Here is a 14,827-nt window from a genome sequence, read left to right on the forward strand (position 1 = left end):
CTTTTGCATCTAGTTAAAAGTCATCTGATTTAAGTTTACCATGAAGGACCACCACAAATAAAAAGAGAGTGATATCTCTGATTTTTCAGAAACATCACTCTCCTAGAATTTACACCTTACTTGTCGTCTTGCTTACGTCGCTTTGCGATAAGCAACAGCAAGATTGATGAGAATAGGAAGATACCAATTGGCAACCATCTGTTTTCATGGGCAATCGCTGTATCAAGACCAGCGCGACTTACGCGTTGACCATCTAGATGACGAATTTGATCAAAAATTCGACGCCCTTCAGTATCGCCAGCCAACGTACGTGGCGCAGTCGCTTGATAGGGTAATACCTGACTCATTACAGGCGTTTCACCAGATATCCACGAACTACCTACCTCATACCCAGTATATGGTAGCACGCCGGGAACAACGATTGGGTAACCACCGTTCTGATAAATTGGCGCCGTGCCGTACAACATTTGCGTGGCCGGTGCCTCTCCTGTTGCCGACGAGACAACTGCTGCTGGCACTGAGGAATCCGTTAGACCACCAGCCGTTGGTACCGGTGCTTGGGCTGTCACAGCGCTAGTTGTCGCTTGGGCTGCCTCCGCCTTTGCAACTGCCGATTGCAAAGCCTGCATCGCTGCCAAAATATCTGCCGTTAGATTATCCGGATTATCTGTCGCCGCCGCTGCAAGAATATCTTGCAAACGTTGCATCGCTGCCTGAACAGCGGGATCATCACTAACCGCACTATTTTGCGCAGCTTGGAGGGCTTGCTCAGCTTGATTATTCGCACTTTCACGACTTTCCTTAGCTGGTTCAACCGCATTTTTAAGTGCGTCCATCGCCGCTTCAATTGCCGTCCGTGTGGCGTTCGGATCATTAATCAACGTTTGCAACTTCTTAATCGCATCAGCCACACCCTTCTCATTTGAAACCGGCTTCGCATCTGCAATGGCTTGTTGCGCTTGCTCGCGTGCATCATCAACTAGTGACGTCATTGCATCAGTTAACGCTTGCATCGCTGCCTTAATATCAGCCGTCAAGTCATCGCTACTATCGGTCGCGGCATTTGCAATCGCATCACGCAACGTATGCATAGCTTCAACCACCGATGGATCATTTGCCAAGTCCGATTGCGCAGCTTGGTCTAACAAAGCATTTCCAGCAGCACTCGTTGCGTCACGTTCTTGTGTATCCGTAGCGACTTGCTTCAACAAGTCTTCCGTTGCTTGCTTAATGTCTGCATAATTGGCGTTTGGATCATTAATCAAGGCGTTCAACGCATCAATAGCTGCTGCCGTGGCTGGCTCATGACTGACTAGTGCTGTCTGCGTCAACGCATCCGCGGCCGCATCACGGGCTTGTTCACGGTAACCAACAACATCATTTTGGGCCTTAGCAAGCGCCTCAGTCGCTGCAGCAATATCCTTTGTCAAAGCACCACTTGAATCATTAGCGGCTTCATCCATCAATCGTTGCAAATTATCGACCGCTTCCGCAACTTGTGGCTCATTTGCCACTTCGGCTGGCACGTTCGTAATGGCGTCGTTCGCTGCTGTGTTAGCTGTATCTCGGTTCGCCTTTTCGCTCGTCGTTGCATCAGTCAGTGCCTTCACTGCATCTGCAATCTCATCAGCCGTTGACTTAGGGTCACCCAAAACCGCTTCCAATGCATTCTTCGCTGTGGCCACAGCTGTTTCGTTTGAAACTGGTGCTGTTGCATCCATCGCAGCTGCAGCATTGTCACGTTCAGTCGCTTGGTCCGCCGCTTCCTGAGCGACCGCATCTTGCAGTTGCTTTGTTGCGGTCGCAATCGCTTCACTCGTACCTTGGTCATCCGCAGCATTCTTTTGCGCCTCTTGCAATGCTGCAATCGCATCTTGAACTGCTTGTGATTGGCTCTGATCACTATTCGTAGCAGCTGTGGCGGCATCATTTGCCGCCTGATTCACTGTATCGCGCTCATCGTTCGCTTCCGCAACGGCGTCTTGCAATGACTTAATGGCATTATTAATTTGGTCCGCAGTTGCAGTTGAATCGTTAAGCAATGTATCCAAATCACTGACCGCCTGTTGCACACCTGGTTCTTGTGAAACCGGCGCCGTTTGACCCTTCACCTGATCTGCAAGTTCAGCTGCTTGATTGCGTGATTCAACCGCTGCAATTTGCGCATCTTGCAATGCCTTCATCGCGTCTTGAATATCACTTGTCAACGCATCAGCGCTATCTGCGTCAGCTTGATTCATAACGTCTTGCAATGCGGTAATCGCATCTTGCACGCCTTGATCAGCTGACAAATCGCTGTTCTGCGCTGCCGTAATGGCATCCGTCGCAGTGTCCTTCGCGTTGTCACGTTGCGTCTTCGTTTGATCGATAACATCTTGGTAAGCCGCCATAGCATCGTTCAAGTCGGCTGCTGTCGCGTTTGGATCATTAATCACATCTTGCAAAGCTGACTTTGCATCCGTGATAGACGGTTCATTCGTTACCGGGCTTGTCTTGCTATCATCCTGTATCGATGCCGATGCTTCGTCACGAGCTGTGTCTTGCGCTTGTTCTGCAACGCTCACTGCCTCTTGCAAAGCGCGCATCGCATCCACGATATCTTGTGACACCCAGGCATGACCAGCATCATCAACCGTTTCGTTGGCTGCCTTAGTTTGGGCATCCTTCAAATTCTGGATAGCCGTCAACACTGATTCATCAGTGGCAACCGTTGACGCTTGGGCTGCCGAAATGGCATCCGCTGCATCAGTGTTCGTCGCATTACGTTCGGTCGTATCGCTCGCAGTCGCTGCAGTCAACGCCTTCGTGGCGTCACGAACCGCCTCAGCAGTCGAATTATCATCAGCTAACAAGGCTTGCAACTCAGCAATTGCTTGAGCCGTTGCCGATTCGTTTGAAACAGGCTTTGTTTGGCTCAACGCGTTTTCAGCGGCCAGCACAGCTTCTTGCTTATCACGTGCCGCTTCGGCAACTGTATCTGAAAGTTCCTGAATGGCATCCAAAATGTCTTGTGTCAAAGCGGAAGCTGAATCGTTAGCCGCATTCTGTTGCAACTCTTGCAACTTCTCAACTGCCTCTTGCACAGAAGGTTCGTTAATTTGTGGTGTACCTTGAGCTTGTGAAATGGCTGTATCGGCATTGGTGTTTGCAGAATTACGGGCTTCATTGGCCGCATCCACCGCATTTTCTAGTGCCGTTGTCGCATCTTCAATCTCTTCGACTGTTGCACTAGAATCGTTCAGCACCTTATCCAGAGCTGATTGGGCATCCTTAACACCCGCTTCATTTGACACTGGTGCCGTCTCAACTTGACCAGCTGCATCACGAGCAGCATCTTGAGCAGCCTTGGCGTCAGCAATTGCTTGCGTCACCGCCTTAGTTGCCGCTTCGATATCGGCCGTCAATGCCCCAGCGTCATCTGTTGCTGCCTTGTTTTGCAATTCTTGCAAGGCTGTGATGGCATCTTGTACGCCTGGCTCACCAGCTTGATCGCCACTTTGCGCATTGGCCATCACACTGTCAGCCGTTTTATTGGCCGCATCACGATTATCCTGAGCTGTCTTAACAGCATCCTCAAGTGCTTGTTGGGCAGCTTCAATTTCTGCTACCGTCGATGCTGGATCGTTAAGCACATCATTCAATGCTTGTTGGGTGTCCTTAACACCTTGTTCATTCGAAACCGGCGCTGTCTCTACCTTACCAGCAGCATCACGTGCCGCCACTTGATCAGCTGCAGCCTTTTCGACAGCGTCAGCGATGGCCTTGGTTGCCGCTTCGATATCCGCCGTTAGGGCATTTTCATCATCTTGACTAGCGGCATCTTGCAAATCACGCAACGCTTGAATGGCATCTTGCACACTCTGCTCATCAGCTTGGTTAGTTGCTTCAGCGTCAGTCACCGCTTGGTCAGCCGCGTCATTAGCATCGTCACGTGCATCAGAAGCTGCGTCGACCGCATCTTGTAGTGCCTGAGCTGCGTCATTAATATCCGCAATTGACACGTCCCCACCAGATTCAGCTGAAGCAATCAAGTCGTCAAGCGCCTTTTGCGCATCAACAACATCTGCCTCATGACTTACTGGTGACGTTGCCACCGCTTCCGCATCATCGATGGCCTTTTGTTGCTCAGACTTCGCTGCATCTAGCGCATCTTGCAACGACTTCATTGCGTTGGTGATGTCAGCAGTCGTTCCAGTATCGTTCGCTGCATTTTCTTGTGCTTCCTTTAAGGCCGCAATCGCATCCTGCACGCCCTTTTCATCGGCATAATCCGAATTTTGAGCCGTTGTAATGGCAGAGGTCGCCTCGCCATCGATTGCTGTTCGCTCATCACGCACAATATCCATGGCATCCTTAAAGTCTTGCATCGCTTCTTCAATGTCGGTTGCCGTCGCCTTTGGATCATCCAAAACCTTCTGTAGCGCGTCCTTAGCCGTTGCTGTATCAGGTTCCAATGAAACCGGCGCTGTATCATTCATCATGTCTTGGGCCGCCGTCACTGCATCCTCACGCGCTGACGCAGCATCAGAAATTGCTTGGGCAAGTGCTTGCGTCGCCGCTTCAATATCATCCGTTAGAGGCACCTTACCATCAGCAGCTGCCGTCTCAGCCGTTGCATTGGCAATGACATTTTGTAGGTTTTCAATTGCTTCCTTCACGCCTTCATCATTCGCGTTATCACCTGTCTGGGCATTCGTAATGGCAGTGTTAGCAGCTGAAACCGCATCCTCACGGGTGTCCTTCTCAGTTTCCGTCGCGTTTGCCAAAGCGGTCGTCGCATTGGTAATTTCGTCAGCGGTTGCATTTTGGTTATCCAAAATATCTTGAAGTGACTTATATGCAGCTAAGATATTCGCTTCGTTAGAGACCGGTGTCATCGCCGCAATCGCCGCAGCAGCGGCTGCACGGGCAGCTTCTTGGCCTTCTTCAGCGTCAGCCACGGCCTTATTCAAGGCTTCGGTCGCCTTGGTCACCGCATCCGTCGTGCCTGTGTCAGCATTAGCGCTAGCCACGGCGTCTTGCAACGCCTTTTGCGCAGCGATGACATCTGGATCAAGTGCTGCCGTTGATGATGCGGCGTTATTTATTGCTGTATCAGCACCCGTTAACGCATTATTACGAGCTTCCAGTGCATCATTTACCGCATCCTTCAACGCATCACGGGCCGCAATGATTTGTTCAGTTGTCGACGCTGAATTCGCCAATACCTTGTCCAAATTATCCTTGGCTGACTCAACGGCGGTTTCTTGACTAACCGGATTAGTCGCCACTGCCTTTGCCGAGGCAACCGCTACGGCACGATCTAAGGCATTTGTCGCATCAACAATCGCTTGCGTTGTCCCAGTGTTGTTGTCAGCTGCTGCAATCGCATCATCCAACGCTTTTTGCGCTGCCATGACCGTGCTATCGTCAGCGACGCCTTGCTCAGTCGCGTTCTTCTCGGCTGTTTCTGCGTTTGTCTTCGCTGTTTCACGGTCACTCTTGGCAGCTGCAATCGCATCATCCAACGCCTTTTGGGCTGTTTGCACATCAGCCGTTGTCTTGGTTGGATCGTTAGAAATTGTTTCCAAGTTTGAGGCGGCTGATGACACAGCCAATTCTTGGTCGTATGGTGACGTTTCCGTTACCACGACCGTAATTGTTTTCGTCGTCTTCAAGCCGGTGGCATCAGTTGCCGTCAACGTCACTGTGTACGTGCCTGGCTCATCCTTCACAACATCAGCGTAGTTTGATGTCAGTGTCGTGGTCCCATCCATTTGGTTATCAGTTACTTGTGCGTTAATCGCTGACAAGAAACTGTCCGCCGTCGTCCCTGCGCCAGTCGTCACTTGATAACTATCCTTACCTGTCGAAATGGTAGGTGCTTGCGTATCTGTGTAATTAACCGTGAACACTTGAGCCTTAGCGTCTGTATCACCGTCGTTACTCGTATTATCGTAATTAGGCGTCGCTGCCAGTGCCGCTGATAGCGTGTCATACGTTTTACCATCCGCACCAGTAACATTGTAGGTATAACCTGTCTTAGCCAGCGTCGCATCGGTTGCTCCAAACGCAATTTTACTGTCAGTGCCACCGGTTACCGACTCCACATCCGATGTTTTGGCATTAACAACCTGCTTCAATGTCGCGGTTTGCTTATCGGCCTTCAACACAATCGTTGAGTTCTGATCAGTTGCTGTATCGGCATCAAATGTACCCGTAATCGTGGCACTACGCATTGTTGTTGCATAAGTCACACCAATTCCTGAAGCCAGCGTTGTACTTACACTGTCCAAACGGTACCCACTTGGCGCATAAACAAATAACGAACCTGGCAATGAGCCATCCGTTACACCCGAAGCAACTGTTGGCGCACCAGAAAGTGGCGTACCGCCTGAATAACTAAAATTGGCCTTTTGTGACAAAGCTGAGTAAGAAACGCCGAAGCTTTGTACAGCTGCATCCGAAGCACCCGAACTGTTAGTTGTGCTGTCATAGACACCATTTGTACCAGCCGCTAGTGCTTCACTCATCGTACTGTATTGCTTACCATCTGGCGCAGTCACGACATAACTATAGCTGGCAACCGCCAAGCTAGCATCTGCAATGGCAATCGCCCCACTCGTTACACCGCTTGCAGCGACGGTAGTCCCATTTTTAACCGCATTCGACGCATTTAATCCAGTCCTAGTGACTGTGGCTTGTTGTGGCGACTTTTCGTACACCAAATTCAAAGATGGCGTCGTGCCCGAACCGACCTTAACAGAAATATCATTTGCAGATTTAATGTAGTAACCAGGCACAGCTGGTGCATCATAGCTAAACGTATCGCTTGACGCTTTAGGAGAAGCACCATTGATTCCAACCGACTGACCGTCACCAACGTCCAATTTCGTGCTAGTCAACAACGTATTACCGGCCGTGTCTTTATAGGTAACTGGCACTGTCATTGACGCCTTAGTTCCTGATACCGACTGAATTGATGACGTCATTTCAGTTGTGTTATCTCCAGCCGATCCAATTAGAGCAAATGACAAATACGGCATCGTTGTCGTATTAATAGTCATACTCTTGGTAACTTTGCCTCCCAAACTAAACGTCAATGTTTTAGTCGAGGCGGTGTACTTTACTGACCAAGCGGCACCTGTTCCCGAGTTAATACCATCAGGTTTACTGCTGGCTGGCAAACTTGACACACCGCTTCCTGACGTCAATGAACTATCCACAGTTGCTTGCGTCAGATTACCGCTTGAATCCGTGGTACGAATACCAACCATCGGGTACGTACCACTGGCGTCTTTGTAGTCATTAACGTTTGAATACATATCCATACCAAACGAAATGGCGTTCTTAATTCCTTGAATTCCAAGTCCTCCACCACCGGTACCGCTTCCAAGCGTATCCGGCAAAATTGATGACAATAGAATACCGTTGTAATCAGCCGCATTTGCACCATAATTTGCAACGTAAAACGACCCACTGGCAGTAAAGTCGTTCTTAGTATCCAGCGCCGTATTATAAACAACCAACCCAGTTTGCTGTTTTCCATTCGACAAGCTGTACCACGAATAGTCATTGTTCGAATTACTAGATTGATAGCTCGCACTTCCCTTAACGATATAATCGGCGGTTTCTTTTCCAGTTGACGTCGTTGAACGGCTTGGCACCGCCGTCGCCTTATCAATGGTCGTGTTTGCAACCGTTGCTGCTGACGCCGGCTCCAATGCCATGTGAACAGCCGCTTCGAACATGTCATCAACTTTGTCTGAAACACCGCTTGCGTTACTTGCTGCTGCAATCCCTCCTAGCATCGCGATGGTTGCAATCCCCTTTATCAACCATTTCTTTTGGGTCCCTTCACTGCCCGCTTTAAACAGTGGCACCTCTCCTTTAAAATCTGATTTCATTTCAAATCCCCACTAATACTCTAATTTTCTTGTGATACCGCCAGTATAAAAAACGAATATGATACCAGCGCAATAAAACAACGGCAAAACAGCATTAAAAGTCCGAACAGAATACGGCAAATATTTCATTTGTGTGAACAAAAAAAGCGGCCAAGACACTGAGTGTCTCGACCGCTATGATCTACTATTTTTTCTGACGACGTCGCACCAAAACGATTAGCCAAAGGATAATTATGAGCAATCCCCCGATAATGCCCAACATAATCTTCAACCAAATTGGCATCCGTGTCACTTCGGCAACCGTCCCACCGACTTGTTGTTTAGCCGTCACGGTCACCCCATCATTGAAATGCCACTTACCTTGATCCGTCTTCACATCTGTTACCACGCGATACCGACCGGCTGCTAATGACTGATCAAGCACTGTCATGTGTTGATACTGGCTATCTGGTGCAAAACGCAACCCCGCTTGCGTTTTATCCAAAATCAACTTATCGCCCCGATACAAACGTGTCCGCACCTGCATATCATGTTGAAATGCCGGCATTGGATTTACAAGCGTCGTTTGTAACATGTTATCACCAGCAACCATTTTAAGTTTTGCCCCCGCAGAACTCATCTTAACCGGGATATCCCCCTCGTGATTCCGGACTAAGACGGCCACCGTATATGCATATGACTGCTTAATTTGAACACCAGATTCCCCCGAATCATTTGGTGTTTTGTGCTCAGTGAACGTTAAGCCCCCTGCTTTTATCCCATCAAATTGGTTTTTTGGCATACGAATCGTACTTGTTACTAATTCTTGTCCATGCGGTGGTAGTGTAATGCTTTTAGGCACCGAAACCAGTTGTTGCCAAGTTTTTGACTGCGCCGTTTCATAATCGACTACCCCATTGCGATTAGTGGTCGCCTGGGCTGATGTGATATCAACCGTGAGTGGCTTCTCCGTTTCGTTCGTCAATAAAACTTGGACTTCCTTCACTTGATTAGGTGCCAAAACTAAGTCGAAATACCCCGTCGTTTCTGGACGCTGTTCAGCAACTGCCATCACGCGAACGCCGAACGGCATTTCATTCGCTGACGCTGGTGTTTCCCCAAACATCACCGCCAACATCATTACAACTACTCCCCAAACCAATTTCATCTTATTTTATGCTCCTGTTGGTGCTGCAAGGAGCTTATAAACTACCTCGCTTGAATAATTACCGGCCAACTTTTTTACCTGACCCGGCACCGTTAACTTAACATCCGCCATTGACAAAGATGAGGTCCCGTAACCATCCCCAGCTTTCGCACTCGCTAAACGGGCAAACTCATCATTCAGCGTAATTGCGCTCTTTGATGGCATCACCAAAGTCCCTTCAACCGCTGACTTCACAGATGTTGCCCCCACATGCAACTTTGCGCCCTTCAACTCAGCACCCGATGTATGGGTGAACGGCTTCGCTTGGCGAATTTGCAATTCCCAGCCATCTAGTTTCTCGCGTTGATCAGTAACCTGCACGTGATTGGCAACTTCTTTACCAGCAAACAAATCGCGTTCGGCCACATAAGTGCGATCCACCAAACTCACTTTCTGGGTCTTGAAACGCCAAGGTGACGCATAATCAATCGTCAGCGGCATCCCCGCCTTGCGCATATTTGCCGGTGCAGCCGGATCTTTGGTTGTCGCGTCAGCTGGATTCACGCGATCGATTGCAATCGGCTCTTCCGCCCCAGCAAAACTAACTGTTGCTGGCACAGTTGCCGTTTGATCCTTTTCAGCTGAAAAGACCGATCCACCAGTCAGCATCGTGACCCCAACTGTCAACACTGCCAACGTTGCCCGGCATTTAAACATCATCATGTAACATTCCCCCATCTTATATCTCTACGGTCCTGCGACCAATTTAATCTCAAGCTCGGCGTCATAGTCGCCGATCGGTATCACATCGTGGTCACCGATTTGCATCTCAAAACGCGTTGCATGCGTCTGCCCCACATTGCCACTCAATATCTCTTGAAACGATTCCGTTATGATTTGTTGATTCGCAATCAACTGCGGTGAAACAACTTGTCCGGTTAGCCAATTCGTAAATGGTCGCGCCAGTCGAAGCTGCACCGCCCAGGATTTCAAAATACTCCCCTGTACTGTCAAAATGCCTGTGCCGGGCAGTGCTGCTGTTCGACTTGCCTGACCGTATGACTTTGACACACTACCAAACGAGACTGGTGTCATTGACAGCGACATTGGTTCTTCAGCCGGTAATGGCCGCGCCTTTAGTTTGTTTAGACTGTCTACCCACGTCGAGACCGCATATGGTAGATCGCTAACGGTTTGGCCATTACCTCGTCCTTTCACACGCAATGATTGGATTGAAAATTCTGCTACGACCGAACTAGTCGTTGTACTGTGTGCGATAAGCTGTTGTAGTTCGAATGTGCCGCGATTTCGTTGATACACAAGTCCCCTCTCCTGTGTATTAACGAAAGCCAATTCAGCTGGTGCGACGATTTTAAGCACCGTCGGCTGGCAAAATTCAATTAAAGCGGTGGTGTTCGATCCTGTGACAGATAATCGTCCTGCCTTTTTTACCTGCAATCCGCCACCGCTCACACCGTTTTGATTTTTATAAACGACGGCTTGTTGTTGCAACCCGGTCAATTGTAGTCGACCACCCGATTCAACCGTCACCATTGCAGCATCCGCGTGTTGCCAAAGTAAAGCTGGCTGGATACTCGCAATATCAACTTGTGCACCATCTTGAATAACGACTTGTTCAAAGCCCATGTCAATTGGACCGACAATTGGGCCATCGCTTTGCTGTAGAACAGATACAGAAACGTGTGCCCCCGAAGCTACACTTAACTGTCCCCCACTGTCTGTCGCAAAAACGTGGCCGCCCGTTTGACCAAAGGCTTCGACAAATCCATCTGATGCAATTTGAATATTCGGTGCGGTAATCATGTCACCGTGTGACCCGTGTAAGACAAATTGACCGTTGATAATGACCTCGTCAGCCACTACCATGCGACCCTGGTAACCAGGACTCATGGACACATTACTGTCAGGCAATGCCTTGACCCGCCGTGCGTTAATTAAAGGTGTCTCATCGGCACCTGACAACCACAGTTCCCCAGCTAACTTAATCTCCCCCAAACTCGTTAGGCTAACCGGTGGCTTGTTCTGTTCAGGCGCAAAAGCTAATTCATACCCATCGCCTATTAATGTGACATCCTGTGTCCGTGGCTCTAATCCCGTCGCAAGGTCGTCAACAATATCCGCTTCCAACCGGATTGTTTGATCCGGTTCATCCAAATGCCAAGCTTGCTCAAATTCGCGCATCGTTTCCACTTGATGCTCAGCAGCGTGCAAATCATGACTAAACCACATACTTATGACACCCAGCATAACGCCGAATATCAGTCTTCCAATTCTCATCTCACTCCTCCCGTCCAACAAATAGGAATCGTTTACGGGCTTAACTTTATCGGATGACAACAAACTTCACCACGTCGTCTTTTTCTGTTTTTTTCAAAAAATTCTACTTTTTCTTTGTAAGCCCCTATGAATACTAAAAAGGCCAGTGACATAATCACTGACCTTCAAATCTATCTTTTGTAAGTAATACAGCTTGTTCGATAAATTGTGCAAACATGGTTTCATCAGGAAAGCGCGTCCAAATGAAGCCTGGTGTTACCCCGAATTGTGATATTTCAACATCTGATATGTAAAAATCGGCATCTGGACGAAACTCATGCGCTAAAATCACGTTAATCATTGGCGAACGCTTCAGTCGGTCTTCAATCAACTCCTCAAGGGCCGGCAAATTTGTCATATCAATCACCACAACGATTGTCGGCAAGATTGAGTGTTTTGATAAATTGCGAATCATCGCATCTAAGTATTCTTCAAATAATGAATTAACCAAGACGACCTCGTCAAACCCCATTTTCTCAGCAAGACGGTGCAACACTTGCAACACAAAGGCCGTATGAATCGGAAAATCACGGCGTGCAACATCTAAATCAGGTGTTGGCCGGTACCCATACACACTAAAGTAAGCCGTACGCATATTTGTCGCCGACAGTTGCGATGTCACGCGATTCAAAATACGTTCCGAAAGTTCCCGGTTAAATAACGCGTGGTATTCTGACTTCATAATCGTTTTAAATCGTGCTAACTTTTTCTGTGCCATTTCCGTCAATAACGATAGCGGTACACTCGTCGCAAACCCAGTTGAATATAAGCTGGCGATTGCGAACTCAGCTTCACGTTCCAACACAACTTCTGGCAGAGTGACAAATGAACTCATCAACTCAATCAAGCCCGCGCGCGTCGCTTGATGTTCATCGTCCCATTTTGCCGAATCTGTTAACAATGCTGGAATCTCTTCCGGTATCAGATGGTGATCATTAACTAAACGGTAATACCAGACCGTAAATTGCATTCGCATCGCCTGCTTCGTCGTTTCACGTAATGGAATATTAAACAAATTAGCAATCGCCAAGACCGATTGTTCCGTTCGCTCACGCATTTCAGGCGGGAACGGAATCTCATGATTACCGTAAGCTTGTCGCATCAGCCCAAAGAAAAAGATGCGGATTGTTATTTCATTACCAACCAGCCCATTGTGCAACGTCAATCTGATATCTGCTTTCTTTAAGGCCGTGGCGATTTTACTTTTGGCAGCCCGCGCAACTGGCACACTCGTGTGATACGTTTCAGCAAACTGTTCATAGGAATCAAACGTTCCCGTGAATATGACCCCCAACAATTGCCAAACCACTGATTTCTGCCGATAATCAAATGCCACCGTTTTGACATCCACCAACACCATTCGATCAACGATAACTGCTTTTTGCTTGTCATCATACCGGTATGCCGTCGGTTCATTCGGAAAATAGGTCACTAAATCATCGAAGAGCATCGCAATCGTCGACAGCGTGCGATACCGCGACCACCCCAACGAAGTCATAATTCGCTTAATTGGTAAAAAACTATCTGATCGCGTCGCCAAATAATTCAGTAATGTTAATTTATCTTGTTCTTTCTTTTCTAACACCCACGATAATTCATCCATCCCCACATGCCCCCAATCGTTGTTTTTAGTGTACGGAACACACGAATTTAGTGCAAGGGGAGACACTTTTTGAAGAAAAGTCGACTTTTTTAAAATTAGGTGTTGCATGATAAATATCCATCTGGTATATTATTATCTGTTGTTAAGAGCGGTAAGCAATTAACAAAGTTTCATGGCCCATTGGTCAAGCGGTTAAGACTCCGGTTTTTCACACCGGCATCCAGGGTTCGACTCCCTGATGGGCTATTACTTTTAACGAAGTAATCATCAAACAATTTCATGGCTCATTGGTCAAGCGGTTAAGACTCCGGTTTTTCACACCGGCATCCAGGGTTCGACTCCCTGATGAGCTATTGCCTTTGTCGATTAGGCATTCAACATCTTCATGGCCCATTGGTCAAGCGGTTAAGACTCCGGTTTTTCACACCGGCATCCAGGGTTCGACTCCCTGATGGGCTATCTTGATAGACATCCAGTTTACTGGGTGTCTTTTTTGTTTCATTTATTCAACTTGAAACAATCAAAAATCATGTTTATAATATTAAATATTGTTATGGAGCTATGGCAGAGTGGTAATGCAGCGGACTCGAAATCCGCCGAACCGGTGTTGAGCCGGCGCACGGGTTCAAATCCCGTTGGCTCCTTTGATTGAAGTAGTACGTTGAAAAACGTGCTACTTTTTTATTTTTCCGCCACACCAAAAGAGGCTTGAGACAAAATTTCGTCCCAAGCCTCTTTTTCATTCCCTATGCCCCTTCTTCATCTTTCTTCCGACGCGCTGCCACAAGCAACAAGTTCGCCGAGAACATAAAGATTCCAAGAGCCATTAAGTACCAATCATCATGGTAACCCGTATAAGGCAAAATGCCCGAACGCGTTACCGTGCTGCCAGCCAACAAACGATCCGTCTGAGTAGTCGCTGGACTTGCTGTGTAAGCAAGCACCCCACTCATTGGCGCCATGACTGACATCGGCGCCGTTTGCACTGATGTCGGTGGCACTGTCGTTTGAACAACTGCAGCGCGATTTTCCGCTGCTTGTACCGCATCTTGCAAAGCTTGCATCGCCTTCAAAATATCGGCCGTTAAGTCAGTTGCACTGTCATTCGAGGCTGCCAACATAATCGCTTGCAACTTTGCCAACGCTTCTTGAACGGCCGGATCACCAGATACCGCTGACTGGTTAGCCGAAGCAATTGCATCTTGTGCTGATTGGTTGGCCGCTTCACGGTCACTCTTGGCGATTGTTGTCGCATTTTTCAAGTCGTCCATCGCTTGCTGGATTTGGTCCGTCGTCGCTGATGGATCATCCAACAGCTTTTGCAAGGCTGCTACCTTTGGCGCTACATCAGCCTCATGTGAAACTGGCTTAGCTTGCGCAATCAAATCCGAAGCAGCTTGACGTAATGCATCCAAAGCATTATTCGCATCCTGGATAGCGTTTTGCAATGCCGTCATGGCAGCCGCAATATCGGCCGTTAAATCAGATGCACTATCTTGGGCTGCTGCTGCTTGAACCGCTTGTAAACGCTGCATCGCTTGCGCAACTGCTTCATTATTGGCAAACGCCGGGTTCTTCGCTTCCGCAATGAGCTTATCCGCAGCGGCGTTAGTTGACTGACGACTAGCTCCATCCTTCTGAAGCGCATCTTGCAACGCAGCCGTTGCATTCTCAATGGCCGTCGTGATAGCGTTTGGATCATCCAGCAACTTTTGCAAAGCCTCCTTGGCCTTAGACACTGCCGGCTCATGAGACAACGGCGCTGTCTTACCAAGCAAACTATCGGCAGCATCACGAGCTGCATTTCGATTAACATCAGCTGCCTTAATCGCATCAGCTAACGCCTTCGTCGCTGCCTTAATATCAGCTGTTAAA

Annotated in this window: 5 protein-coding genes and 4 tRNA genes; 4 read left to right on the forward strand and 5 right to left on the reverse strand. The window is 48.4% G+C overall.

Translation table 11 applies throughout. The annotated features are described in order from the left end of the window. Positions 1 to 116: 116 nt before the first annotated feature. From OIT45_RS01245 to OIT45_RS01265, 5 genes are all read right to left on the reverse strand, one after another. Positions 117 to 7,886 (reverse strand): lectin-like domain-containing protein, encoded by a 7,770-nt coding sequence (locus OIT45_RS01245; protein ID WP_264339776.1) that lies wholly within the window; start codon positions 7,884 to 7,886, stop codon positions 117 to 119. A gap of 184 nt (positions 7,887 to 8,070) precedes the next feature. Then, positions 8,071 to 9,033: a DUF916 domain-containing protein gene (locus tag OIT45_RS01250; protein WP_199404169.1), complete on the reverse strand. Its 963-nt coding sequence runs from the start codon at positions 9,031 to 9,033 to the stop codon at positions 8,071 to 8,073. Positions 9,034 to 9,039: 6 nt separating this feature from the next. After that, positions 9,040 to 9,735 (reverse strand): WxL domain-containing protein, encoded by a 696-nt coding sequence (locus tag OIT45_RS01255; RefSeq protein ID WP_199404170.1) that lies wholly within the window; start codon positions 9,733 to 9,735, stop codon positions 9,040 to 9,042. A gap of 24 nt (positions 9,736 to 9,759) precedes the next feature. Continuing rightward, complete coding sequence (locus OIT45_RS01260; protein WP_264339777.1) at positions 9,760 to 11,262, reverse strand: hypothetical protein; 1,503 nt, start codon at positions 11,260 to 11,262, stop codon at positions 9,760 to 9,762. Between the two features lie 202 nt (positions 11,263 to 11,464). Continuing rightward, positions 11,465 to 12,952, reverse strand: a complete 1,488-nt coding sequence (locus OIT45_RS01265) for a helix-turn-helix domain-containing protein (protein WP_199404172.1) — start codon at positions 12,950 to 12,952, stop codon at positions 11,465 to 11,467. Positions 12,953 to 13,126: 174 nt separating this feature from the next. Here OIT45_RS01265 and OIT45_RS01270 point away from each other — a divergent pair. From OIT45_RS01270 to OIT45_RS01285, 4 genes are all read left to right on the forward strand, one after another. Beyond that, positions 13,127 to 13,198: transfer RNA gene (locus tag OIT45_RS01270), tRNA-Glu, on the forward strand. A 35-nt stretch (positions 13,199 to 13,233) separates the two neighbouring features. Further along, positions 13,234 to 13,305: transfer RNA gene (locus tag OIT45_RS01275), tRNA-Glu, on the forward strand. A 34-nt stretch (positions 13,306 to 13,339) separates the two neighbouring features. Next, positions 13,340 to 13,411: transfer RNA gene (locus OIT45_RS01280), tRNA-Glu, on the forward strand. Between the two features lie 96 nt (positions 13,412 to 13,507). Next, positions 13,508 to 13,596 (forward strand) — tRNA-Ser (locus OIT45_RS01285). Positions 13,597 to 14,827: the final 1,231 nt, after the last annotated feature.

The sequence above is a fragment of the Weissella sp. LMG 11983 genome (assembly GCF_025908495.1).
GTDB lineage: Bacteria > Bacillota > Bacilli > Lactobacillales > Lactobacillaceae > Weissella > Weissella fermenti.